Source organism: Parafilimonas sp. (genome assembly GCF_047606085.1).
In the GTDB taxonomy this organism is placed as follows: domain Bacteria; phylum Bacteroidota; class Bacteroidia; order Chitinophagales; family Chitinophagaceae; genus Parafilimonas.
Window position 1 is genome coordinate 23404 of sequence record NZ_JASGEX010000078.1, and the last position, 26140, is coordinate 49543.

The following is a 26140-nucleotide window of genomic DNA, read 5'->3' on the forward strand; positions in this document are numbered from 1 at the left end:
TTAAGCAAATTTTGTGTCTAATAAAAACCGATACAATTTTAAAGCAATAAGTATTAAATTAATCGTTTAAGCAACCGTATAAGCACGTTTCATAAAACAGCAAAGAAGAACGAAAGTAGAAGTATTTAATCGTTTAAGCAAATTTTTTCCGGATATTTTTTTTAACGGTTTGTACCCGGGCAAAACCAGCCTTTCTTTGCAGGCTTTTTAAAAACAGGCCCAGGCTTATATGCAGATTAATGCAGATCATCTTTTGGTATATATAAATGCAATGGCTTAAGTGCATGAAAGAAGAGGGCAGGTGGCGTTATTAACAGGCAAACAGCAGCAGCATTTATTTATCAGCCTGCTTACAGTTTTGACAGCCATCGTAAGGCCTGCCTGCTAAATTTGAAGCGAACAATACGGCAGCATTAATAAGCTGGCTGCTGCATATCATTTGCTCTGGATGAACGATTGATTATTTGTTGAATAATAGATTGATTATTTATTCCGCTTAAAATCCCCGCGTTTCCATGCCTTTATAAATTCTGCCCAGGCAACAGGGTTAAAAATGTTTTGCGGCGGCAACTGGCCTGAATAATAATAGCGTTGCGCCTGCTGGCGTATCTGTGTGTTCATGGCTTCTGCACCGTCAATCGGCAGGGTCATCATCAAAGCCTTTCGGGTTGCCTCATCGTTATTGCGGCGGGCAATTTCCAGCGCGTCGGCAGGCACATCGGTATTTACAAAATCCCTTTCAAACTGTGCACGTGTTGGCCTGGGCTTTAAAATAGTGGCAGGCAAATAAGCTGTATCGTTCACCATTAACTGTATCACATAGTATTGATTGCTTTTAAGCGTATCGGGAATGGTAACGGTTTTGTCTTTGAAGCCAATGCTTGAGAACCGGATTTTATTACCCTTTAATGCGGCTATGGAAAATACACCCTGGCTGTTGGTGATGGTGCCACGGCCTGTGCCTTCTACAATTATGCTGGTTGCATCCAGGCCGCGCAAACTGTCTGCGCTCATTACCACACCATAAAACTGAACAACAGAATCCTGCTGTGTTTGCGCCTGTGCCCGCAGGGATAGAAAAACAAATGTTGTAAAAAGAAGATATGGTACAAGTTTGTTCATGCAATAAAATTAAACAATCATTTTTATGCAAATAAAGTGATCGCTGAACAAATAAACCATACACAGGGTTAACTTTGCTGCCCTGCAATTGTTTTTAACAAAAAAATGAGAGGGGCAGTAAATTTTTTCCGGATAGCATTTATTGAAATTTATAGCTGCCGGTCATGATCGCAGTAATGAAACCGAGCATGATGATTTTTTCTCACACAACCTGTCCCGAACCAGCTTCGGGAGGGGAATGCCTGCCTGCCGGTGAGGCAGGTACATAGCGAGGTTCTCCCGAAGCAAGTTCGGGACAGGCATGAGGCCATTGAAAAAACAAACTTGTACGACTGAAAAAATTATTATATACACATGACGGAAAATGATGTTTTGCATGCATTAAGTAAAGTGAATGAACCAGATCTGGGGAAAGATATTGTTACCCTTGGAATGGTAAAGGATGTTTCTGTAAAAGATAATGTGGTTTCTTTTACTATTGTGCTCACTACACCTGCATGCCCCTTAAAGGAAGTGATGCGCACAGATTGCATTAATGCCATTCAGCAACTGGATGAAAGTTTTATTGTGAATGTAAATTTCACCTCGCATACAACGAGCAACCGCATTGATCCTAAAACTATTTTGCCTGGTGTAAAAAATATTATAGCGGTAGTGAGCGGAAAAGGCGGTGTGGGCAAAAGCACAGTGGCGGCAAACCTTGCGTTGGCATTAAGTCAGCACAATGCAAAGATTGGCCTGATGGATGCTGATATTTATGGCCCCAGCGTTCCCATTATGTTTGGCGTGCGGGGTGAGCGGCCTATGATGCGGAATGTGAACGGCAAAGGCATGATTGTTCCCATTGACCGTTACGGCATTAAGCTCATGAGCATTGGTTTATTGGTGGATGAAAAAAATGCTGTTGTCTGGCGCGGGCCTATGGCAAGCAGCGCCATTAAACAATTTGTAACCGATGTGGACTGGGGCGAACTGGATTATCTTGTAATTGATATGCCGCCCGGCACCGGCGATATTCATCTTACCCTGATGCAAACCGTGCCCGTAACAGGCGCCGTAATCGTTACCACGCCGCAAACCGTGGCGCTGGCTGATGCCAAGAAGGGCATCGCGATGTTTGCACAGGCGCAACTGGATGTGCCTGTAATTGGCCTGGTTGAAAACATGGCTTACTTCACGCCGGAAGAGCTGCCCGGTAATAAATATTACATTTTTGGAAAAGAGGGCGGCAAGAATCTGGCTGAAGAATATGACCTTCCTTTTCTCGGGCAAATACCATTAGTGCAAAGCATCCGGGAAGGCGGCGATCAGGGCGTGCCGGTTATGATGAGCGATGACGAAATTTCACGCAATGCCTTTGAAAATTTTGCAAACCTTGCTGTACGAAGCATATCTATGATCAACGCTGATCTTCCTGCAGAAAAAATAGCCGAGACAGTTGATTGATATATTTCCTTCCGGCAGGGCAGGTTTAATATTGACGGGCCGCTGATTTCAGGCCGGATGTTACCATTCGGTTATAAAAACCTGTTTGTACAGCGTTAGTTCCCTATTTCGTAAAGGTTTTTCCCGATTAATATTAAGCTTTGGCCATTTTCTGAACATTTTTGTTACAAACTGCATTCCGGAAGCGGCTGGAAAAATAAGCATGGCGTTAACGTTTAAAAAAATAACGGGCAAAATACATTTATGGCTTGGGCTTGCTTCCGGCATCATTATCGTATTTCTTGGCATAACCGGCTGCATACTGGTTTTTGAGCAGGAAATAAAATCCGTTACAGAGCCTTATCTGCATGTAAAAGAAAGCAACCGGCCTGTACTGCCGCCCAGCAGGCTGCACCAGATTGGTGTGGCAGCGCTTCCCGGAAAAATACCGCATAGCGTTTCTTATTCAGGTAAAGATAAATCGGCACAGGTTGCTTTTTATAATGCCGACCCTGAATACTACTATGTTGTTTACATCAACCCATATACCGGCAAAGTATTAAAAGTGAAAAATGAAAACGCCGATTTTTTCAGGGTAATCGTGATGGGGCATTTTTATTTGTGGCTGCCGCCGGCCATTGGTCAGCCTATTGTTGCAACAGCCACTTTGATCTTTCTCATCATGCTCATAAGCGGCCTTGTTTTATGGTGGCCGAAGAATAAAGCTGCACGAAAGCAACGTTTTTCCATAAAATGGAATACCAGTTTCAAGCGTAAAAATTACGACCTGCATAACGTGTTGGGTTTTTATATGAGCTGGGTTGCCATTTTCATAGCAGTTACCGGGCTGGTGTGGGGTTTTCAGTGGTTTGCAAAATCTTTCTATTGGGCCACATCCGGCGGTAAACAAATGACAGCGTTTTATGAGCCTGTTTCTGAAAAACCGGCGTCGCCGGGCATAAATACCGATGCCCCGGCAATGGATAAAATATGGCGGAAAATGAATGCAGCCTATAAAAATGCAAAAGTGATAGAAGTGCATGTGCCTGACAGCGACACTGCGGCCATTGAAGCGGTTGCTAATCCGGATGGCGGCACTTACTGGCAGGCCGATTACCATTATTTTGACCAGTATTCTTTAAAAGAGATTCCAGTAAAGCATCCGTATGGGTTATACGCCAATACAAGCGTGGCCGACAAGATCATGCGCATGAATTACGATGTGCATACCGGCGCTGTTTTAGGTATTGCCGGTAAAATAATGGCTTTTTTTGCAAGCCTTATTGCCGCCAGTTTGCCGGTAACCGGTTTTCTTATCTGGCGGGGAAGGCGTAAAAAGAAGAAAGCGGTAAAGCCGGCAACTGTAAAAAAAGAACTGGTTACTGTTGTATAGGTACATTCTGCTCCATTGGGTGTTGTTATGAACAAGGAGTATAATTCCTGTTCAAATAATAAAATTTATGCGCTCACTTTAATTGTAACTATCATGTGCGATTTTCAAAAGCTTGCCTTTTCTGAGCATGGCTATATTGTTCGTTGTGTTGACTGTGGCTACCTGCAGCTTGCTTTTGGTACCACCATGCTTACCTTAAACCATGATGATTTCCATGCTTTATATGATATGGTAAAATTCCGGCTGAGCGACACTTCTGTTAATGAGAAAAACTTTCTTTCCGATGATACAAAAGGTATTTTTATTCCTACGCCTTCTGCCAATTGCTGCATTGTTTTAACCGTGAAAGAGCTTCAGCATTTTTACAGGATTTTAGATAAGGCGGATAATGAAATGAAAGCATTATCATTGCTGCAGTTGTTTGGGAATAAATAAATTTATTTTTCCTTTTAAAATAATTCAATGCCGGTCTGCGGCCGCGCTGCTGTGAGCATTACTTTTGGGCGCAGCTTTAATAATGAATTTGTTTTAAAAATGCAAAACAACCTCAATGTTTAAAATCAATATTGTCCAGGCGAAAATATTTTAGCCGGACAACAATGCTTTAAAATCATACACTTTAAATACCTCTTATATGAGCAAGATGATCCTGGCATGTTTTCTTATGGCGATATGCGTTTTCTGCCATGCCCAAACACCTGCAGATGAAACGGCCATCCGCAATGCAATGGATAAACAAATAGAAGCATGGAACCATGGCGATGTGGATGCGTTTATGAAAACTTACTGGAAAAATGACAGCCTGCTGTTTGTAAGCAACCCTCCCACTTATGGCTGGCAGCCAACGCTCGACCGTTACAAGCAGGCCTATCCTGATACGGCGGCAATGGGCAGGCTTTCCTTCAATCTTTTGCAGTTGAAACCACTTTCGCCGGAATATTATTTTGTATTGGGGCAATGGCATTTGCAAAGAAGCATGGGTGATGCCGGCGGCTATTTCACGCTCTTATTCCGAAAAATAAAAGGAGAGTGGCTGATTATAGTTGACCATTCGAGCTGAGGCGCATCATCTTTTTATAGAACTAACGATTGTTATCTTCGCGGTTTCAAAACAGATCAAATATGAGTGAGAGAACGGTTTATATAGCCTCTGCGGTGAGAACGCCCATTGGCAGTTTTGGCGGCAGTTTAAAAGATATTTCAGCTACACAATTAGGTGCAATAGCTATAAAAGCAGCAGTTGAAAAAGCCGGCATTAATCCGGCGGATGTGCAGGAGGTTTTAATGGGTTGCGTAATGCAGGCAAACCTGGGGCAGGCGCCTGCGAGGCAGGCTTCCATGTTTGCAGGTTTGCCTGAAAACGTGGTGGCCACCACGGTAAATAAAGTTTGCGCCAGCGGCATGAAGGCTATTGCACAGGCGGCGCAAAGCATACGGCTGGGCGACGCAGATATAATTGTGGCCGGCGGCATGGAGAGCATGAGCAATGTGCCTTATTATTCTCCTGACATGCGTTGGGGAAATAAATACGGAAATGTAAGTCTGGTGGATGGCCTTTCAAAAGACGGCCTTACCGATGTTTATCATAATTATGCAATGGGCAATGCGGCAGAGCTTTGCGCAAAAGAATGTAATATAAGCAGGGGCGAACAGGATGCTTTTGCTATTGAAAGCTATAAACGCAGCCAGCAGGCCTGGAATGAAGGCAGGTTTGATAACGAGGTAATACCGGTTGAAATTCCGCAACAGAAAGGCGGCCCGGTAAAGTTTGCCAGGGATGAAGCGCCATTTAATGTTAAGTTTGATAAGATACCTGCGTTAAAGCCCGCTTTCCAGAAAGAAGGTACCGTAACGGCGGCCAATGCCAGCACAATGAATGATGGCGCCGCGGCGCTTGTGCTGATGAGTAAAGAAAAAGCTGCTTTGCTGAATATAAAGCCGGTAGCAATTATCAGGAGTTATGCCGATGCTGAGCAGGCGCCTGAATGGTTTACAACAACGCCTTCACTGGCTGTGCCAAAAGCGGTGGCAAAAGCCGGTTTGAAATTATCTGATATTGATTTTTTTGAACTGAATGAAGCATTTTCTGTTGTTGGCATTGCCAATATTCAGAAAATGGGTTTGGATGCAGCGAAGGTCAATGTACATGGCGGCGCTGTTTCTTTAGGCCATCCATTGGGATGCAGTGGCGCAAGAATAATTGTTACGCTAATTAATGTACTGAAACAAAACAATGCAAAGCTCGGCGCTGCAGGAATATGTAATGGCGGCGGCGGCGCCAGCGCTATGGTGGTTGAAATTACAGGATGATAAAATATTTCATGGCCTCATTGAAAGAGCCGGAAAAATACAGGCTGGCGCCAAACAGAAAAAGAGGTTGCATTGCAACCTCTTTTTCTGTTATTATAATCAGTGTAAACTTATTTATTCTTCTGTTCCTTTCTGCACATCCGCTTCACCTTCAACTGGTGCGGCAGGCGTTTCTTCCACCACTATCGCTTCTTCTATTGCAGCAGGTGTTTCAGCTTTTGCTTCGGCAGCTTCTGCTTTTGGAGCAGCAGCTTTTTTAGACCGGCCACGGCGTGTTCTCTTACCTGCTTCTGCAGCTGCAGTGGCTGTTTTACCGTAAACATCATTAAAGTCAACCAGTTCAATCAAAGCCAGCTCTGCATTATCACCAATGCGGGTTCCAAGCTTAATGATGCGTGTGTAACCGCCTGGGCGGCTGGCTACTTTGGGGCCAACAACTGTGAATAACTCTTTTACGGCATGCTTATCTTTCAGGTAGCTGAACACAACCCGGTGCTGGTGCATGACCTGCTCCTTGCTTTCACCTTTGCGTGTTTTGGTAATTAAGGGCTCAACATAAACCCGTAAAGATTTTGCTTTTGCCAATGTGGTAACGATGCGTTTATTAACGATTAACTGGCTGCCAAGGTTGGCGAGCAACGCATCTCTGTGTGCCTTTGTGCGGCTTAAATTTTTAATTTTATCTCCGTGACGCATGACGTTTGTTTTTAGACGGCCTCCTAAATCCTCCAAAGGAGGACTTTTAAAAACCGTTGTTTATAATAACTGCTTATACCGTGTCAAGGATTTATAAGCAGTGGCCTCTCTAAACCTCTCCAAAGAAGAAAGATTTTTAAAACCATGAATTAATAAAGAACTTTATCTTTTAGCGGCTTTCTTAAGCCTTCCCTTTGGGAAGGTTTGGATGGGCTGCTTTTAATTAATATCGTCCAAACCTAATTTAGACAAATCCATTCCAAAGTGCAAACCTCTTTCGCCCAAAACCTGTTCTATTTCGCTTAAAGATTTCTGGCCGAAGTTGCGGAACTTCATCAGGTCTTCCTGTTCGTACTGAACCAGCTCGCTCAGGCTGTTGATCTTTGCAGCTTTTAAGCAGTTGAAAGCACGTACAGAAAGGTCTAAATCTTCCAGCGGCGTTTTCAATACTTTGCGCAACTGCAGCATTTGTTCATCCACCACATCTTCTTTACGGTCTTCCTTATTATCGAAAGTGATGTTTTCATCGGTGATGATCATTAAATGCTGAATTAAAATACGCGAAGCCTGTTTTACAGCTTCTTCGGGATTGATGGTGCCATCAGTAGAAACATCAAGCAACAGTTTTTCATAGTCTGTTCTTTGTTCTACACGGTAGTTTTCAACTGCGTATTTTACATTCTTGATAGGCGTATGGATAGAATCAATCGGAATATAACCAAGCGGCAGATCCTTTACGCGGTTTTCTTCAGCCGGTACATAACCGCGGCCTTTGGACACCGTGAACTCAATATCAAGTTTAGCGCTCTGATCCATTGTGCAGATCACGAGCTCAGGATTCATTACCTGGAAGCTCTGCATGCCGTCGTTCAGCATGCCGGCAGTAAATTCCGCTTTGTTTTTTACGCTTAAAACAATTTTTTCTGTGGCTACATCGTGCTCAACTGTTTTCTTAAACCTAACCTGTTTCAGGTTAAGGATGATTTCAGTTACATCTTCCGTAACGCCTTTAATGGTAGCAAATTCATGCTCCACACCTTCAATCTTAATGCTGGTGATGGCGTATCCTTCAAGGCTGCTTAATAATACCCTGCGCAAAGCGTTTCCGATGGTTAAACCGTAACCCTGTTCAAGCGGGCGAAATTCGAATGAACCTTCAAAATCAGTTACCTTCTGTAATATGATTTTATCCGGTTTCTGGAAGTTTAAAATGGCCATTTTATATTCCTTTGTTTTTGTTTTAATTTTTTTATGTTACCGGCTTTTGTTCTTTGTGGCATCGCCGGTTGTGTCATCTATCCCGATTTTAATCGTGGACTCCCTTGTACGTTCCGAACCCTGAGCGGCAAGCTGATAGCCCATAGCTCAAGGCTGATAGCTTACTTACTGTACAATTCCACTATCAGTTGTTCCTTAATGTTTTCAGGAACACTTTCCCTTTCCGGCCAGGTAATGAAAACACCCTGTTTTTCAGTCTCATTCCAGTCGAGCCAGTTAAACTTAGGGTTCTTGCCGCGAACCTGGCTGGTGATGGAACTGTTGTCGTTGCTTTTTGGTTTCAAAGCAATTTTATCGCCCGGCTTCAACTGGTAAGAAGGAATGTTTACGATAATGCCGTTTACGGTAACGTGCTTGTGAGAAACCAGCTGGCGCGCAGCCGGCCTGGAAGGGGCAATGCCTAAACGGAAAACTGTATTGTCCAAACGCGCTTCCAGCAGCTTAATAAGGTTTTCACCTGTAACGCCCTTAATACGGGAAGCTTCGTCAAATGTTTTGCGGAACTGGCGCTCTAAAACACCATAAGTGTATTTTGCCTTTTGTTTTTCTTTAAGCTGAATAGCGTATTCGCCTAAAGTTTTGCGTTTGCGGCTGGCGCCATGCTGGCCGGGAGGGTTGCTGTTTTTATTGAGCCATTTGCCATTGCCTAAAATGGGCTCGCCGAAAATACGGCTGATCTTTGTTTTAGGTCCGTTGTAACGTGCCATAATATGTATTTGATTTTTTAGTGACGATACAGCATCATTAAAAATCTTAAAATAAATGCTGTACCCGGTTTATAATTACAATTTACGATTTCGGATTTACGATTTATAAACTCACGAATTGGAGAAAAATCGTAAATCGTAATTTAAAAAATCGTAAATCAATTTACACTCTTCTTTTCTTGGGAGGACGGCAACCGTTGTGCGGCAAAGGCGTAACGTCTCTTATCATAGAAACTTCAATACCGCTTGTTGCCAAAGCGCGGATGGCGCCTTCGCGGCCTGCGCCCGGCCCTTTCACAAATACATCCACTCTTCTCAAACCTGCATCAATAGCTACTTTTGCTGCATCCTGCGCCGCCATTTGCGCTGCATAAGGCGTATTCTTTTTAGAACCGCGGAAACCCATTTTACCGGCAGATGACCAGCTGATAACCTGGCCCTGCTTATTGGTTAAAGACACAATAAGATTATTAAAAGTAGCATTGATGTGCGCATCGCCGTAAGCATCTACTTTTACTATTCTCTTTTTGGCTGCGGCTTTTCCGCCTGCCTGTGATTTTGCTGCTTTTGCCATTTTTTGTTTTATCTGATAGGTAATCAAACCGGAAAACTTCCGGCCGTTTAATTAGTTATTTCTTGGGTGCTTTTTTCTTACCGGCAACTGTTTTACGCTTGCCTTTTCTTGTACGGCTGTTTGTACGGGTGCGCTGGCCGCGAACCGGCAAGCCCTTACGGTGCCGGAGGCCACGGTAGCAGGCAATATCCAAAAGGCGTTTAATGTTCATTTGAACTTCACTGCGCAAAGCGCCTTCCACTTTCACTTCATTGGTAATGATGGAGCGGATCTGGTTAAGATCGTCATCATTCCAGTCATTTACTTTTTTATCGTAATCAATATTTGCTTTATCCAAAATGTGGCGGGCAGTAGAACGGCCAATACCATAGATATAGGTTAAGCCTATTTCGCCTCTTTTATTTTTTGGTAAATCAACACCGGCAATACGAGCCATAATTTCTGTTTATTGTTTTTATTACTTTTTATTTGTATAGCTTCGGGCTGTGAGCATTTTAGCTCTCGGCTCATAGCCTCTTCTATCCCTGGCGCTGCTTATAGCGGGGATTCTTTTTGTTAATAATATACAGTTTGCCTTTTCTGCGAACAATTTTGCAATCTGCACTGCGTTTTTTTACTGAAGCTCTTACTTTCATTTTATTTGGCTTTGAGCTTTGTCCGCCGCGGCGGATTGAGCTTTATTTATATCTTAAAATAATTCTTCCTCTTGAAAGATCATAAGGGCTCATTTCCACTTTCACCTTGTCGCCAGGCAGAATCCTTATGTAATGCATGCGCATTTTCCCCGAAATTGTGGCCAGTATTTCGTGGCCATTTTCCAATTTAACTCTGAACATAGCGTTACTTAGTGCTTCTATAATAGCGCCGTCTTGTTGAATTAATGATTGCTTGGACATAAATTTGGGAGCGCAAAGATATAGGAATGCAATTAATTGAGAAAATTTTTGCAAATTCTCAAACCTAAAAGAGTAGTTAAATAATAAATTATTTCCAGATTTCTGTAAAATTTATTTCTGCTGAACAATTTTCGTCAAAAATAAACCGGTATTTAAAATCAGTTCCTTCTTTCATTAACTGGTAACCGGTTGGGCTATTCTCAAAAACTTCAGCCTTTTCATTATCAGGCGAAATAATAATATAATACCTGATTTGCTGCTGCTGGTAAATCTGGAATTTGGTATGCCGGTCTTTTAAAGCGGTGGCAGGAGAAAGTATTTCGGCAACAAGGGCAGGGGCAAAATCAAGATAAGGCTTGTTAATGGGCTTACAAACAACAAGCAGGTCAGGCTGCACAACTATATCATCGCCTATTTTATAGTCAACGGGCTGCATGGCTTTACAGTTTTTACACTTTTTAAGCGCTATTCCAAATTCGGTACCCAAAGCATTCGCAATAATCTGGTGCTTTGGCACAGGGGCCGGGCTCATGGCATAAGGTATTCCGTGAATAAGCTCCCACTTGCCTTCCCAGTTTTGCCATTCTTCAAAGTTGTAATGCGGTAAAATCTGTAATGCTGACATATTTCAAAACTACAAAAGAAATAAACAAGTAAATTAATACAGGCTAAGCGGTAATATAACCTCCCACTGATTTGGGCCTCTTCCCGCAAGGTCACTGTTTAAAAGCCTGCTGTAGCGTAAGCCAAAACTTATAAACTGCTGATTCCACCATTTAGTATCAAAAAATATTTCCGCGCCGGCGGAGGCAAAATTAAAACGGTTACCGGTTCTTAAACTTTTAGTTTGTGTAAAATCGTAAAACAGATTGCCGCGTATTCTTAGGCAATAGGCAATATTGCCAAACCCCCAATCAGGATATGCCAGCGGGAAATTATAATTAAAACCTGCTTTATACATTCTTGGATAATCCGGCGTGGCATAACCTCTTGAGAACGGGAAGTTATTATCATAATAATACTTGCCTGAAGTGTCCCGCTGCTGGTAAGCAAGATTAATAACGATGCTATGGTTTTTACTCAACCCCGGAAAGTATAAATAACCGCTTGCCAGCAACTGGTGTGCTGTGCCGCCGGTTCTGTATTGTAATATTATTGATTGGCCAAACCGCGGATTAATGTGTTGAACAGCCTGCTGTGCATACTGGCTGTAATACAAACGCAATTGCGCATAACTGAAACCTGCATTCTTAAAATAAGTTTTTGCCAGGCCGGCCCATTGTGTGCTTACATAATTGTAGCTCGCATACGTGGTTAAATTCCTGTACAGTTTGCCGCCGGCAAAATTAAGCGGCAGCTGCAGGCCGCCGGAAAAATTAGTCTCATTCCAATGAAAAACCGTATCGGCATTTAACCTGGCTGTTCTGTTCCAGGTTTGGTTTATATTAATAAAAGGCTGCAGGTACCAGCCGCCATAAATGCCGGTATATCCCACACGGCTGAACTGCTCATCACGGTTATAGGTGTAATACAACTGGCTTTGTACCGTATTTAAAACATTCTGTCCATATAAAATAAAGGAGTAATCCGGATCGCTGATATATGGATTATAACTGTGAAAATTAAAAAAGCCTGAAAGCCTGGAATAGCTTTTTACAGTAAAATCTCTTCCCGCAATATTATTTAATAACTGGTTGGATGGCTTTTGAAATGGATGGGAAACGTACAGGCTTTTTAAAGTATCAGTCTCATTTATTTGTTGCCATTGTGGCTTTATTGCTGCCAGCTTGTAGCCATCTGCGGTAAATGCGGCAGTAATAATTGTATTGTTCCGTATGCCTGCCTGGTATAAGCCTGTTGCAGCAGAAGCAATACGATAATTTTTATTTTCTGTATTAATGTATGCCCATATTTCATCCCCGCCGTTATTGGAACAGCTATATAATAAGGTATCGCCCTGTACAACCGGGAACCCAACAATCCTGTTGCTGTACGGCAGAATTACTTTCTGGGATTTACCTTCAACATCCTTTCTTAAAATACCCATTTCACCATCAGCTTTCCTGTTGCATACATATATGTATTTATCATCGGCAGAAAATTTAGGATAAGAAAAAACGCAGCCCTGTTCATTGGTAATGGTACGTATTGTATTCCCGTTTACATCAAGCAAAATGAGTTTGGAGCTTCCATCTGTTGCCTGTTCAATAGTAACAATCATATTGCCGTTATGTGAAATATCGGGTGAAAAGTACCTTGAACGTGAAGTGATCTTTTGTTCTTTTTTTGTATGGATATGTATCAGCCTTATTTCACTAAACTCGCGGTTGCCCCAGCGTGCATCCGGTTTAAATGAGGCGTACACAATTATTCCATTATTATAACTGTAATAATCGTTGGTGGTAATATCTTCAACAGCAATTTTTTCCGCAGCGCCATTGCTTCGCCTGATTATAAACTGCGGGATGCTCTTATAGGAATTTTGCAATGTAATAATTGAGCCGTTATCTGTTATATATGGGTACAGATGATTTGTTACAGTATGTTTTTCGGCTGAATCAATAAACATAAGATTTGAATAAGATTGCCCTTGCCCTTGCCATTGCCGCCGGTAATAATTAAATGCCTGCTGTGTGAAATCGGTAAAGGAAATACCTGCGTGTTTCTTTATCGCCTTTTGCAAGGGATAAAAAAGGCTGCTGAATGAAGCCGCATCGTGCGTAACATCTTTCCAGAAATCATCCCCATATTTTTCTCTTCCATAAGCAACGAGCATATAACCTAATGGATAATGGTTGGGCACAAAATTCCGGTAAGAACCATTGCGCAGCTTCATATAGCTGTAATACCTGTTTTCAAGGTACAGGCTTTTATAACCGTTCAAAAACAAAGGCAGCCTGCCGCGGCCCTGGGTGCTTAACAGCGTTTCGTTATATACGGCATCACCTTCAAAAAACCAGTCGGGCACAGAAGCGGCATTGGCCAAAGCCTGCCCATTCTGCCCGAATAAGATATGCATTGCATGCGAAAGGCCAACATTAAAATTGTTGTATTGCTCCACATGCCTGTATTCGTGTATGCTCAGCAGGTCGTTCCAGCTTACCGCGCTTAATTCAAAAGCATTTTGTTCAGGGGTTAGAAAAAATTCACTGCGCCTTGGACCTAATGCCACAAACCCGTTTGAAAAAACAGTTTGATTGTGCAGTACTATATTCACTTTTCTGTCAAGATTACCGATGGTACTGGCAAAATACAACTGCTCGCCGGACGTAATGGTCGCAACGCGCTTTGCAATGCTGTCCATCCCGGCAGGAAAAATAATTTTTACGGTATCGTTATTTACCTGTTTCCATTTTACAGAAGCCGGTTCACCTCCAAACTCCTGTGCGTAGGAAAACGAAAATATAAGCAACAGGAAAATTAATAGTGCATAGCGCATGATAAAACAAAAATAGCCTGCTATACACTATTAATGAAGCGTAATATATGTTTTAAACGTTTAGCTCAGGAGAAAGAGCTGTGCATAATGTTCACTGAGAAAAATATCCTGCTTGACAAGCTTTTTCTGATCATAGAATTTCTCTGTAACAGGTTTGCTTAACCTGTGATTGGGCGCTTTCGGATTCGAATACATGTGGCTTTTCAGATTTTCGTTAAATGGGCTTTTACTGGTGTTTTTGTTTAAACCTGGTTGCATAATAAACCGTTTTAAAGATTAATAAAGAGGTTTTATTTCGTCGTTTTTTTCTAAAAAACGAGAACAAGATGCAAATAATTCCGGAAATAATAAACGGGAAAAATCCCCCTCTTTATTCCGGGGAAAAAACAGTTTGCATTTGCTTTATGCTAATATTTATATTTTTACACCTATGAAGAAGGAGTTTTTTTGTGATTGACATAATTTATTTATTACCTGACAATATTGCTAATCAAATTGCTGCGGGAGAGGTAATTCAGCGCCCGGCAAGCGCCGTAAAAGAGCTGCTTGAAAATGCCGTGGACGCCGGCGCCGCTTCTATAGAAATGCATCTTGCAGATGCCGGCAAAACATTAATTCAGGTTATTGATAATGGCAAGGGCATGAGCGAAACTGATGCCCGTATGTGTTTTGAACGGCATGCTACTAGCAAAATAAAAAATATTGATGACCTTTTTCATATCCGTACCATGGGTTTCAGGGGAGAAGCCCTGGCTTCCATTGCCGCGGTGGCGCAGGTGGAACTGAAAACAAGAAGGGCAGAAGATGAGTTAGGCACTTTTATTGAAATTGATAACAGCATTGTAAGGAAGCAGGAAGCCTGCGCCTGTGCCATTGGTACCAATATCAGCATGAAAAATCTTTTTTTCAGCGTGCCGGCAAGGCGTAATTTTTTAAAAAGCAATGCTTCTGAAATGCGCCATATAGTGGATGAGTTTATTCATGTGGCGCTGGCATTCCCCAATATATTTTTCTCACTTACCAATAACGGACAGCAACTCTTTCACCTGGAACCGGGGAATTATAAACAACGTTTTTTGCAACTGCTCGGCCATCAATACAACACAAAACTGGTTGCTGTAAAAGAAACAACCGATTATTTAAACATCAATGGTTTTGTTGGCAAACCGGATGCTGCAAAGAAAACGCGTGGCGATCAGTATTTTTTTGTAAACAACCGGTTTATTAAAAGCGCTTATCTTAATCATGCCGTTACTACAGCCTTTGACGCCCTGCTGCCAAAAGACAGCTTCCCGGTATATGCTTTATATATAGACTTGGATCCTTCGCAGGTGGATATAAACGTGCATCCTACCAAGCAGGAGATAAAGTTTGAAGACGAAAAAATAGTGTATGCTTTTGTGCAGGCTGCCATAAAACATGCATTGGCGCAATTCAGCATTTCGCCTTCGCTTGATTTTAGCCTGAATGCAGACATCATGCAGGCGGAAGCTATTACCCAACCCTTTACGCAGGAAAAAAAAGAAACGGTTACCGCTTCTGAATTGTATAAAAAATTTTCACAGAAAAACCAGGCGCATTTAATTGAGCCGGGCGAAAAAAATGTTTTAAGGCATTGGCAGGATTTTTATACGGAAGGCAATCTTTCAGGGGATACGTTACCCATTGCAGCCAATACTTTAAATTTAAATAACCAGCAGTTGCCTGTTGTAAACAGCCAGCTGCTGAATACATATATTGCAGGTTCTTTGCAGAACGGGTTTATGCTGATACATCAGCAGCATGCCCATGAAAGAATTTTATTTGAACGTTATTCCGCCATTGTTCAAAGCCGGCAGCCTGTTACCCAGCAAACACTGTTTCCTGTTACGCTTGAACTTTCCCCGCAGGATGCAGCCTTATTAACCGAACTATTAAGCGATCTTGAATTGCTGGGCTATAAAATTGAGGCATTTGGCAGGAACAGTTTTATTATACAGGGTACGCCGGCAGACATTTTACAGGGTAATGAAAAACATTCTGTTGAGCTGCTGCTTGAACAGTTCAAACATTTCAGCAGTGAATTAAAATTCGGCAGGAGAGACAGATTGATTCACTGCATGGCAAGGCAACAGGCTATTAAAGCCGGGCGGCAGCTAACTATGAAAGAAATGGAAACCCTGGTGGAAGACCTGTTTAAATGCAATACACCTTCTGTAACGCCAAACGGCAATCCTGTTTTTGTTGAGTTTAACGATGAACAATTGCTGCGGATGTTTGGCAGGTAATTGTTTTTACAGGTCACTTTGCCATGCGGCGCTGTTCACCTTTGTCGTCTTACCGCGCCATTCGTTACTTCAGCTAATAATTGCCAGTATAGAGATGCATGCTTATTTAAGCGTTTAAGCAAGAGAATTTTTTAACCTTTATCAAATTATTTCTTAGTTTAGCAAACAACGAATTTTGATTTAATTCTCAGAACAAAAACAGTGAAACCATGAAAGCCAACACTTATTTCTTTTATTCTCAAACCGACATAAAATTTTTCAGGCCAAAATTACACAAAGCAGGCATGAAAAATTTCATTAAAGGTTCCTCCTGAAAAAAACTAATATAATTTACAGGAGAAATGCGTATTTACTTCTTTCCTTAAATTACGATATTAATAAGAGCGTATTAATATTAACAGCAATAGCCGGTTTATCCAGCCTGTAGATATTTTTTTGAAACCATTATCCATTCATTAAAATCACACACACATGAAACTGAACACGGTTCTTTCCGCGGCAGCTTTTAGCCTTTTACTTTTCTCCTGTAAAAAAGAGAGTAAAACAATCAATTCATCCGGCGATATTCCTGATGATGTTCTCAGCCAGATAGAGGCGCAGGGCTTTAGCTCAGATAATGTTATTAAAATCAATGGCGGTTACATTGTTGAAAATGACATTTTCCTTTCCAATGAACAGTTAAGCGCAGCACCCAATATTGGCGCCGATATTCGTGTTGGTGAAGAAGAACAATACCGCACCACCAATCTGGTCAAGAGCCTGCCGAGAACAATTACGGTGTCTATGAATTACCCAAACAATGTAGCGCTTTTTAAAAAAGCGACCGATTCTGCTATTGCGCGGTATAATGCCCTGGGCCTCCGCTTAAAATTCAAACGGGTCAGCGGCGTGGGCGATATAGATATCGTAGGCGATGATCTTGGCGGCGGCGGCATATTAGGCCAGTCATCCGGCTTTCCTACAGACGATGGCGACCCGGCTACGCCCATTACATTAAACTCACATAAAGGCACTTTTACAAGCAAGACGGATGTGCAATGGCTTGCTACCATTATAGCGCATGAAATGGGCCATACGATCGGCTTCAGGCATACCGACTACAAAAACCGCAGGTATAGCTGCGGCTTCACATTTCCCTGGAATGAAGGCCAGGCAGGCGTGGGCGCAATATACATTCCCGGTACAGAAAAATCCCCCCGCGACCCCGGAAGCTGGATGCTTGCCTGCACCGATGGCACAAACAGGCCGTTCAATCCAAACGATATAATTGCGCTGGATTATCTTTATAAATAAAATGCCTTCCTTAAAATTTTTAACCACTGCGGTTTGCACAGTGGTTTTTTTATTTAAAAGAACCGCGTAATAAAGTGATAATATTTTGCACATTTAATTTATTACAACCTTTACTTTAAATACGGGACTATTTTGTTCATCATAAATAACGGCGAGGTAAATGCCTTTAGCAAGATTTGGGACAGGCACACGCTGTTGCTGTTGCCATATCTTTTGCTGTAATAATTTTCTCCCGGCCACATCAAACAATACAATTGTGTTTGAAGAAATATTCTGGGATAAGATATAAAAACCCTGCCTTGCCGGGGCCGGGTTTGGATATATAATATACCGGGCATTGTTTAAAAAATTAACGGATGCCTCATTGCTGGCAATCGTACTGCCATCCTCAAGCGTTATAATGGCCCTGTAAAAATTTATCCCCTGCTGCATTGCCGAAACATAGTTTACAGTAAGTGCGCTGATGGGCGCAATTGTTTTTAAATCTGTCCAAACACCGGCAATCAATTGCTGAAAGATCGCGTTTTTAATATGGAATGTAGTGCCAAGGTATAAATTAAGGGAAGCCCTGTTTTCATCATCAGCATCGGCGAGAAAATTGCTTATATAACAGCCAACCCCCTGTGTTGAGTAATTAAACGTATAACTTTTAATGCCCGTATGGTTGTTTAAAACAGAAGCCACTGCCATAAACCGGGAAGGTGCATTTTTCACTATATAAAAAGTATCGGCTGTGGTTGCTACCTGCTGCAGGTATTTATCGCCAAGGCTGAATATGGCATATTCATTTACTCCTTTCTGCCTGTTCCAGGAAATTAATGCTGAATCGCCGCAGCTAAAACCAGCAGTGGGGTATATCTGCGCGCTTATATCAAATGTATCGCTGTAAAATATTTTATTGCGGATGGTAATGCGGGCCAGTGCAACTGCATTTGTATCCGGCGCAGCCCATTCATAATATTTTTTTGCAAGGTTAATATTGTTGCTGATAATATGCCATGAATTGCCTTTATCAAGGCTGTATTCCAGTTTGCCTTCTTCAGAAGTGAATGTAGAGCTCCACCTGAAAATATTTTTGCCCGCAGGTGTAAAATGGCTGTTGTTAACGGGCGATATAAAAGTAAAACTATCTGCTGCATACCAGGTATAAGCAACATAGAAAGATTGGCTGCCTGCTGAAACAGCATAACCTTTTACACGGATAATATAATCGCCTGCATCCGGAGTGGAAACCGTAATTTGTTCAACGTTATTGAGGCTGTCCCTGCCTCTTGCTGCATTGTTCAGCAAAGCGCCGGCATCCGTGTTTAAAACCCAGGGCTGGTATATGGGCTGGCCATCTGAATTTTCAAGCGAGAGGTCAAGATCATTCACCAAAGCTTTCAATGCATTGGCTGTATTGGCTGCATCATTCCAAACCAGTGTAATTTTCAGGTTATATATGCCGGAGGGAACATGTATCGTGAAGCTTTTGGTTTCATCCTGTTTTACTTCATCAGAAAAAAAATTATTGGTTAATGCATCTGCCACAGCATTCTTCACATTTATATTGCCAAAGCCGGAATAGAAATCCGGGCCGGGATTAAAAACATCATCGGCGCTGTTTATAATGATGGCTTTTGCAAGCGCGTTGGGCGGCAATGAATCGTGATGAACAGACTGGTAAGCCGATTGCACAGCAAGCACTGTTCCCGAGGTAATTGCCGCAGCGCCTGAGCTTCCATCGTTGCCATACGCCACAAGTTCGGGCTTGATGCGGCCATCAAAAGCCGGGCCTTTTGAGCTCAGGGCGGCAACATTGTAAAATGAATCAACTGAACCAACCGTAAGAATATTTTTCGCCTGTTTAAAGCTGCCGGTAAGATTGGAGAAACCGGCTAAGCCATCATAATCTCCGCCTGCAGCCGTATCATCGCCGGCATTGCCTGCTGAGAAAACATATAGCAACTGCGGGTTATCAATTGTGCTTTGGTCATAAGCTGCTGCGTCGGCGCCATAAAAATTTTCTATTCCAACGCCATAAGAATTGTTCTGAACAGAAATATTATATTGACTGAAATAAGCGTCATCATCGGGCAGGAGGTTGGTAAAATCAGAAGAAGAAAGAGCAGATCCCCACGCAATGCCTTTGCCTGATTGAAAACTGTTGCCGCCGCCGGCAATTAGTGTGGCCATAGTGGTGGCATGGCTTGAGGTGGTATCGGCTTCCAGCCCTGATTGAATAAACCTGTTTTTAAAATCTATATCGGCCGTATCAAACAGGTCTTCTTTTACAGAAGCAGCCAGGCCGTCTCCGTTGATTGACGGGTATTGGCTGAAGAAAAGATTGATACAGTTTTCGCTGTTGTCGTAATCGTTTATTACCGTTTCCGGCTTAGGTGGCTGCAGCCTTACAGCAACTGATACAACATAACCCCGGTTAATTAAAGTATCAGTAACAAATGAAATATTGGTGCTTATAATAAATACGTTTTTATAAGAAGATCGAATTGGCTTATTATATAAACGCATGTCTTGTTTAAACGCAATGCTGTCTGTTACTTCAACCATACATTTATATAATGCCGAATCATTCAATTTATTTGGTAAGCCGGCTGTTGAAGACAGCTTGAATGTATTATTGGCCCGCATTAGTTCCAGCAGATGGAACGGTTTAAGGATTGCCGCATCCATATTTTTTATAACGAACCATTGCGCATTGAGCTGGCGCAATATTTTTTGCCGGAACCTGCGTTTAAAACCAGCCACATCACTTTCTTTCAGCTTAATAAGAAAAGGCGGGCTTGCAACTGTAAGGTTAGGGTTATTTGACTGATAGGAATAAGCCGCCTTTATTGCTGCATCGTTGTTTTGCGAAAAAACCGGTTGCCGAAGCAGGTTAAACAAGAGTAGCATCAGAATACATTTTATAATGCCGTTTCTTTTTTTTTCAAACAATGCCATTACCTGTTTTTCAATATGAAAGAAGTGCAATTTATATCCGGAAAGCAGAATAGGCTTCACTGATTAAATGCGCAAAGCAAATTTCTGATAAAAGCAGATAGCCCCTGTTTTATAATGAACAAGCTGCAAACTATAAGCTTTAGAAAAATTGATCATCATGCCCTAACGCTTAAAGCGCGCTTGTTTAATAAGCCGTGTTTTTCTGCCGGCGCAAATTATGGAAAATAATTGCTTGCTTAAAGTAGGCAGGCAAGCCTGTTTATTTAATGAAACAGGAAGCATTGGCTTAACCCTGCTGCACCATGCCTGCGGAATAAATGGCAGTCGTTTCATTTTTAAATCACGCAATCGTTTGACCTGCCATCTGCATAACTGTTCTGATTAAGTTTACCCTATAAATTTTTATGAAAAAAAGTAACAATTGCTTTGTTTAAAAATGACTATACCAGGTATAACTGCATATAAGTATGAGTATGAATATGAGTATTAATATTAAAGACTTAAATGAGGGTAATGCTATTGCGTTTAAAGAATTATACCAGCAGTATGCACAGAAGCTTTTTAATTATATATTTCAGAAAACGGGCTCCGCATACTATGCTGATGAAGTTGTACAGGTAACTTTTACCAAATTATGGGAAAAGCATGCCTGCATAAAAAGTGAAATTCCCCTGCCGGCGCAAATATTTCAGATTGCAAAAAGCAGCCTGATTGATATTCTGCGCAAGGCCGAAAGGGAAAGGCTTAAGCTGCGTTTATTGGAAAAAAGCAATCTGCAGCAAAGGTATGTTCTGATGAATGAAGATACCTTTGTTCCGGAGGTATGGCATATAGCAGAAAAGAAAATGCCTCCTGTAAGAAGCAGGGTTTTTCTGCTAAGGGTAAGAGATGAACTAAGCTATAAAGAGATATCTGATAAAATGAATATTTCCGTAAAAACAGTAGGCAGGCATATTGAACTCGCTTTTCAGCAAATACGCCCTTTGCTTCCCAAATTGTAAGTTTGCAAAAAAAAGTACAATAATTTCGCTTGCTATAGTAATATATCCATTTTATCGCTATTATTCAAGATTGTGATTGAAAATATAATCAGAAAATATTTCAGCAGTAAGCATCCAAACAAGGATAAGGGAAAGTTGTATGATTATATTATAGATCATCAGGATGAATTTTTAGATCATTTTGATGAAGCGGAATGGAATGCATTATGTAATCAGGAGAGCCTGCCGCAGCAGGATGAAGAAGATGTGCATTCAATAAGATCAATTGCTTCGGCAAAGTTTTCAATAAAGAAAGTTGTGGCTGCCGCCGCCGTTATAGCGCTTATATTAACGGCAGGCTATTTTTTTATACGCCCCGGGCAACCACAAAAAACTATAATAGCGCAAACCGGTGTAAGGCCTTTTACAGAAGTTTTCAATAAAAACAATTCAGAAAAAACTATTGTGTTGCCTGATAGTTCTGTTATACTATTAAAACCTAACAGCGTAGTAAAATATTACAATGATTACAACCAGTCAGGCCGGCGGGATATTTACCTGGAAGGTGAAGCGCTGTTCAAAGTGCATAAAGATGTTACCCGCAGGTTTTCTGTTTTTTGCGACAGTACTGTTACTATTGCCTTAGGCACAGAATTCATAGTAAGCAACAGCAGCAGGAAAAAGGTTATTGTAAGGTTGTTATCAGGCAAAATTGTGGTTTCCAAAGCTATAATAAACAGGGATGATCAGAAATATTACTTAACAGCCGGTAATTCGATATTGTATGATATAGCCAGCCAACGCTTTACAGCAAACTATGACAATAATGAAAATGCTGCAGGTGTTTCAAAGAATGCTTATCATGCCCCTGTTGAAATGAAAGAACCTGCAACAGGCAATGAAGACGATGCGGCGGTCTCACCTGCTGCTGCCATAAATAAGGCGCCGGGCAAGCGGTTCAGCAACCAAAGCCTTGAATATGTGCTTGAATATTTATCACATAAATACCATACCAATATTCAATACCCTACAAAAGACATCTCAAATATTACATTCATTGGCACTATTCACCCTGATGAAAGCATACAATCCATTCTGAAAAATATTGCTTTAATGAATGACTTTAAAATTGATTTTGATTCATCAGGCAATACCTACACTATCCGTTAATGATGGTTCCGCTATCTTCTCATCAATAAAAGATATCCGGGCGTATTTCATACGTTTCCAATAAAAATTTTTTTTCAGGTATTGGGTAAATAGGTAGCTGAACGTCGTATATAGACTCAGGTTTGTTGGGTGCGGAGGTTTTTATTTGCATCGGGCCTTTGCGATAATAAAGAAATTATTTCTTAAAGAAACATGAGTTCGGGATAAGAAAAGATTTAAAATTTTCAAATTGACCTCACCTAAATCCTCTCCAAAGGAGAGGACTTTCATCTCCCTAAACTTAGGAAATACTTTAAAAATTCCAGAGCCTTCCTGCCCTTCTCCTTTGGAAATGCAAAGCATTCATTGAGGCAATTCAAAAATATATATGCACGAAATAAAAGGGCTGGGATGAGGTTAAAGAAACAAGAAAACTTATATCGAACTCACGTTAAAGAAGTACAGTTAAGTGCAGAACCTAAAAGCTGGCAACCTTATGATACAGCTTCCCAAACATACAAACCGATTGTTTACAACATACAAGGTTCTTTAAAAACCGGCCTTCCCGGTAAATATAAGATTGGGATATGGTTGCCTGATCCGGCAAACAAATATGATAATAGGTATGATATAAAACTGGCGCCGGGAAAGACGGTACAACATTGGTGGTCTCCGGAAGGAAGATACGCTGTAAATATTTTAGGCATCTCTAATTTTTAATAATGCGGCGCGTCTTTATCCTCATGCAACTTTAAAAAAATAAATTTTGAAAGTGATTGGGTAATCACCGCTGCCCGCTTCGTATAATAACCATTCAATTAATCATTCTTCTAATCACTAAAACTATTCACTTAATGCTTAGGAAAACCAAAAGTTACCTGCTTTCAGCAGTTATAATGGTATTCACGGTGCTTGCAAGAGGCCAGGAAACAAAACCTGCTGTTACAGGGCTTGTGCGATCATCTTCAGGCGAACCTGTTCAAGGTACGGAAGTATCGGCAGTTAACGCAACAAAAACCATTGCCACTACACTTACGGATAGCCTCGGCCGGTTTCGTTTCGAAAAACTGCCGGAAGGCAATATTAATTTTAAATTTTCCAATGTTGGTTATGTGCCCCAAACTGTGACAGGTTACTCAATCAAAGCGGGTCAAACTACTTCTATATTGGTAGATCTGGTGCCTGACCAAGGTAGCCTTGATGATGTTGTTGTGGTTGGTTATGGTTCTGTTAAGAAAAAAAATGTTACTGGTTCTATTGTTTCCGTAAAAGCATCTGAACTTAATGTAACTGCTTCCACCAATGTTGCCCAGGCGCTGGCAGGGAGGGCCGCAGGTGTATCTGTTATCCAGAGTTCAGGTCAGCCTGGTGCAGACGTTTCTGTTACAGTAAGGGCTAATCCGTCAGATGCTTCCCCCGGTGTATTGTATGTTGTGGATGGCGTTATTATAAACGATAATTCCGGTGAAGCCTCTGCTTCTACAAGATATGGCAGTTCCGGTATTAGCCGTTCTGCTTTAAATTTTATAAACCCAAACGATATTGAATCAATAGAATTCCTTAAAGACGCCAGTGCTACCGCTATATATGGCGCCCGGGCCGGTGGCGGTGTTATGCTGATAACTACAAAAAAAGGGAAAGCCGGTAAACCGTCTGTCGCCTACGATGGAAGCTATTCAATTCAAAAAGCATTTAACTTTTATGATATTCTGGGCACAAAAGATTACATGGAACAACGAAATCTTATTTTATATGAAAACTATTTATATACAAATGACCTGGCGCCTTATGGAACGGCAGACGCTTCAACAGTTTCATCGTTCTCGCCAAAATATTCAGATGAAGAAATTGCCGAACAGGAAGTAATGCCAAATGCCTTGGACGCCATTACAAGAACTGGCAGCACAGAGCAGCATAACATATCAGTTTCCGGCCTTTCTAATAAAACAAAATATTTTGCTTCATTTAATTACATGGATCAGGCTGGCGTTTTAATACATTCTACCTATAGAAGGTATAATGGCCGTTTAAACCTTGAACAAGGCATAAGTGAAAAAATTACAATTGGCGCCAATGTTATTGTTTCCGGAGCTAAAGCTAATAATGCTAATGTAGGTACTTCCGCAAATGAATATGCCGGTATGATAACATCCGCATTTTATTACCCGGCTACCATGGCTTTAATAGACTCCAATGGAGATTATCCTATAAACCCCGATTATCAGAATGCCCCCAACCCGCTTTCTTTCAGGGAAATAACTGATTATACGATTAATTCACGGATTTTGGCTTCAGGATTTGCAGAGTGGAAAATTATCCCCCATTTAACGGCAAAGGCCAGCTATAGCTGGGACCAGTCATTTTCTACACGTTATTCCTATCTGCCAACATCCTTTTTATACGGTGAAAGATCTAATGGGCAAGCTTCCATTAATGAGGATAAAGCCCGTTCCAAATTGTCGGAGTTTACTTTAAATTATGACAGGTCATTCAATGAATGGGGACATTTGTCATTTGTTGCTGGCCATTCCTATCAGGTAAGCGACTGGTACGGAACAAGTATGTATAATGAAGATTTTCCTACAGATAATTTTACTTTTAACAGTATGGGTTTAGGAGAGGCAGACCGGCCTGATGTTGACTCGTACCGTGAGCCTTCCCGGATTTGGAAATCTTATTTTGCACGGGCTATTTATGATTTTAGGAATAAATATGTTTTATCTGCCAGTATAAGAACTGATGGAGCTTCTCATTTTGCCGAAAACAAAAAATGGGGCACTTTTCCAGGTGTTTCTTTTGGCTGGATAATGTCTCGGGAAAACTTTATCAAAGATATTTCGCCGATAAACTTTCTTAAGTTAAGATTAGGTTACGGAACCACTGGTAACAGCGATATAGGAAGTAGTGCTTTTGCCTATTATGGATCTACAACCTCTAACTCTTATGTTTTTGGAAATGCGCAAACCAGTGGTGTTTCTTTAACCCAACTGGCAAATGACAATCTTACCTGGGAAACACAGGCAGATATTAATATGGGCGTTGATTTTCAGTTGCTCAAAAACAGGGTCTCAGGTTCCTTTGACTATTCTTTCAGAACTATCAGTAATTTGCTATCCAGCGTTTCTTTAGCTACCTCATTCCCCGTTTCTTCGGTTTATACAAATGCCGGTAAAACCCGCGCCAGGGGGTGGGATGCCTCTTTAACCACAAATAACTTTCAAAGCAAGAAACCTCAAGGTTTTAACTGGAGCACAACTTTCAATGCATCGCATTATTACAGTTATTGGATAAAGAGATCAGCCGAGGCTTTAAAGACCTTAGCTGCTTATGTTGATCCTAAAGGCCCATATTATGGATTGTATTATTACCAGTCTGATGGAATAATACAGGAAGGCGAGGATGTTGAAGCGATGCCAGGTGCTTTGCCTGGGGGTATTAAAATTAAGGATATAAATGGTTATGATTCCGATGGCAACCTAACCGGGTCTCCTGATGGAGAAATAAGTTCTGCAGATTTAAAACTAACTGCTAATAATGGAACAAGATATATTAATCGTTACCCAATTTAGTTCGTATAAATTCTCTACGCTGCATATCTGACGTGCTTTACATGGAAATACTTTTGCACCTGCTTTTTGTTGTTTTTTCTTTCATGCATAAAATTCTCA

The 26140-nt window shown here is 41.4% G+C and carries 22 protein-coding genes; 11 read left to right on the forward strand and 11 right to left on the reverse strand.

The window, feature by feature from the left end; genetic code table 11:
• Positions 1 to 483: 483 nt before the first annotated feature.
• Positions 484 to 1122, reverse strand: coding sequence for a carboxypeptidase-like regulatory domain-containing protein (locus QM629_RS07005; RefSeq protein ID WP_415158593.1), 639 nt, complete (start codon positions 1120 to 1122; stop codon positions 484 to 486).
• Positions 1123 to 1476: 354 nt separating this feature from the next.
• Here QM629_RS07005 and QM629_RS07010 point away from each other — a divergent pair, with 354 nt between their 5' ends.
• The 5 genes from QM629_RS07010 to QM629_RS07030 all read left to right on the forward strand — a co-directional run bounded on the left by QM629_RS07010 (position 1477) and on the right by QM629_RS07030 (position 6250).
• Positions 1477 to 2568, forward strand: coding sequence for an Mrp/NBP35 family ATP-binding protein (locus tag QM629_RS07010; RefSeq protein WP_415158595.1), 1092 nt, complete (start codon positions 1477 to 1479; stop codon positions 2566 to 2568).
• 202 nt (positions 2569 to 2770) lie between these two features.
• Positions 2771 to 3940, forward strand: coding sequence for a PepSY-associated TM helix domain-containing protein (locus QM629_RS07015; protein WP_415158597.1), 1170 nt, complete (start codon positions 2771 to 2773; stop codon positions 3938 to 3940).
• Positions 3941 to 4033: 93 nt separating this feature from the next.
• Entirely contained in the window at positions 4034 to 4375 is a 342-nt protein-coding gene (locus QM629_RS07020) for a DUF6686 family protein (protein ID WP_415158599.1), read from the forward strand.
• 199 nt (positions 4376 to 4574) lie between these two features.
• Positions 4575 to 5000: a YybH family protein gene (locus tag QM629_RS07025; RefSeq protein WP_415158600.1), complete on the forward strand. Its 426-nt coding sequence runs from the start codon at positions 4575 to 4577 to the stop codon at positions 4998 to 5000.
• Positions 5001 to 5062: 62 nt separating this feature from the next.
• Complete coding sequence (locus tag QM629_RS07030) at positions 5063 to 6250, forward strand: acetyl-CoA C-acyltransferase (RefSeq protein WP_415158601.1); 1188 nt, start codon at positions 5063 to 5065, stop codon at positions 6248 to 6250.
• Positions 6251 to 6364: 114 nt separating this feature from the next.
• On the opposite strand, the gene rplQ is transcribed toward QM629_RS07030, so the two are convergent.
• The 9 genes from rplQ to QM629_RS07075 all read right to left on the reverse strand — a co-directional run bounded on the left by rplQ (position 6365) and on the right by QM629_RS07075 (position 13813).
• Complete coding sequence (gene rplQ / locus QM629_RS07035; RefSeq protein ID WP_415158602.1) at positions 6365 to 6946, reverse strand: 50S ribosomal protein L17; 582 nt, start codon at positions 6944 to 6946, stop codon at positions 6365 to 6367.
• A 219-nt stretch (positions 6947 to 7165) separates the two neighbouring features.
• Complete coding sequence (locus tag QM629_RS07040; RefSeq protein WP_415158604.1) at positions 7166 to 8164, reverse strand: DNA-directed RNA polymerase subunit alpha; 999 nt, start codon at positions 8162 to 8164, stop codon at positions 7166 to 7168.
• A 161-nt stretch (positions 8165 to 8325) separates the two neighbouring features.
• The gene (rpsD, locus tag QM629_RS07045; RefSeq protein ID WP_415158605.1) at positions 8326 to 8931 is read right to left on the reverse strand and encodes a 30S ribosomal protein S4; all 606 of its coding nucleotides are present in this window, start codon (positions 8929 to 8931) and stop codon (positions 8326 to 8328) included.
• A 163-nt stretch (positions 8932 to 9094) separates the two neighbouring features.
• Entirely contained in the window at positions 9095 to 9505 is a 411-nt protein-coding gene (gene rpsK / locus QM629_RS07050) for a 30S ribosomal protein S11 (protein ID WP_415158606.1), read from the reverse strand.
• 55 nt (positions 9506 to 9560) lie between these two features.
• Positions 9561 to 9941 carry a 30S ribosomal protein S13 gene (rpsM, locus tag QM629_RS07055; protein WP_415158607.1) on the reverse strand — a complete coding sequence of 127 codons (381 nt, stop codon included), beginning with the start codon at positions 9939 to 9941 and terminating at the stop codon, positions 9561 to 9563.
• A gap of 82 nt (positions 9942 to 10023) precedes the next feature.
• Positions 10024 to 10140 (reverse strand): type B 50S ribosomal protein L36, encoded by a 117-nt coding sequence (ykgO, locus tag QM629_RS07060; protein ID WP_076380126.1) that lies wholly within the window; start codon positions 10138 to 10140, stop codon positions 10024 to 10026.
• Positions 10141 to 10182: 42 nt separating this feature from the next.
• The gene (infA, locus tag QM629_RS07065) at positions 10183 to 10401 is read right to left on the reverse strand and encodes a translation initiation factor IF-1 (protein WP_090653392.1); all 219 of its coding nucleotides are present in this window, start codon (positions 10399 to 10401) and stop codon (positions 10183 to 10185) included.
• An 88-nt stretch (positions 10402 to 10489) separates the two neighbouring features.
• The gene (locus QM629_RS07070) at positions 10490 to 11026 is read right to left on the reverse strand and encodes a Uma2 family endonuclease (RefSeq protein ID WP_415158610.1); all 537 of its coding nucleotides are present in this window, start codon (positions 11024 to 11026) and stop codon (positions 10490 to 10492) included.
• Positions 11027 to 11059: 33 nt separating this feature from the next.
• Positions 11060 to 13813 carry a TolB family protein gene (locus QM629_RS07075; RefSeq protein ID WP_415158612.1) on the reverse strand — a complete coding sequence of 918 codons (2754 nt, stop codon included), beginning with the start codon at positions 13811 to 13813 and terminating at the stop codon, positions 11060 to 11062.
• Between the two features lie 476 nt (positions 13814 to 14289).
• Between QM629_RS07075 and mutL the strand changes: the two genes are divergently transcribed.
• Positions 14290 to 16107 carry a DNA mismatch repair endonuclease MutL gene (gene mutL / locus QM629_RS07080; RefSeq protein WP_415158614.1) on the forward strand — a complete coding sequence of 606 codons (1818 nt, stop codon included), beginning with the start codon at positions 14290 to 14292 and terminating at the stop codon, positions 16105 to 16107.
• Positions 16108 to 16578: 471 nt separating this feature from the next.
• Positions 16579 to 17400 (forward strand): M57 family metalloprotease, encoded by an 822-nt coding sequence (locus QM629_RS07085; protein WP_415158616.1) that lies wholly within the window; start codon positions 16579 to 16581, stop codon positions 17398 to 17400.
• 93 nt (positions 17401 to 17493) lie between these two features.
• Here the strand turns inward: QM629_RS07085 and QM629_RS07090 are convergent, their stop codons facing one another.
• Positions 17494 to 20295, reverse strand: a complete 2802-nt coding sequence (locus QM629_RS07090; protein WP_415158618.1) for a S8 family peptidase — start codon at positions 20293 to 20295, stop codon at positions 17494 to 17496.
• A gap of 527 nt (positions 20296 to 20822) precedes the next feature.
• Between QM629_RS07090 and QM629_RS07095 the strand changes: the two genes are divergently transcribed.
• The 4 genes from QM629_RS07095 to QM629_RS07110 all read left to right on the forward strand — a co-directional run bounded on the left by QM629_RS07095 (position 20823) and on the right by QM629_RS07110 (position 26041).
• On the forward strand, positions 20823 to 21344 hold the full coding sequence (locus QM629_RS07095) for an RNA polymerase sigma factor (RefSeq protein WP_415158620.1): 522 nt from the start codon (positions 20823 to 20825) through the stop codon (positions 21342 to 21344).
• A gap of 72 nt (positions 21345 to 21416) precedes the next feature.
• A complete protein-coding gene (locus QM629_RS07100) occupies positions 21417 to 22493 on the forward strand; it encodes a FecR family protein (protein ID WP_415158622.1) in 1077 nt (358 codons plus the stop codon).
• 390 nt (positions 22494 to 22883) lie between these two features.
• On the forward strand, positions 22884 to 23192 hold the full coding sequence (locus QM629_RS07105; protein ID WP_415158624.1) for a hypothetical protein: 309 nt from the start codon (positions 22884 to 22886) through the stop codon (positions 23190 to 23192).
• Between the two features lie 134 nt (positions 23193 to 23326).
• Entirely contained in the window at positions 23327 to 26041 is a 2715-nt protein-coding gene (locus QM629_RS07110; RefSeq protein WP_415158626.1) for a SusC/RagA family TonB-linked outer membrane protein, read from the forward strand.
• Positions 26042 to 26140: the final 99 nt, after the last annotated feature.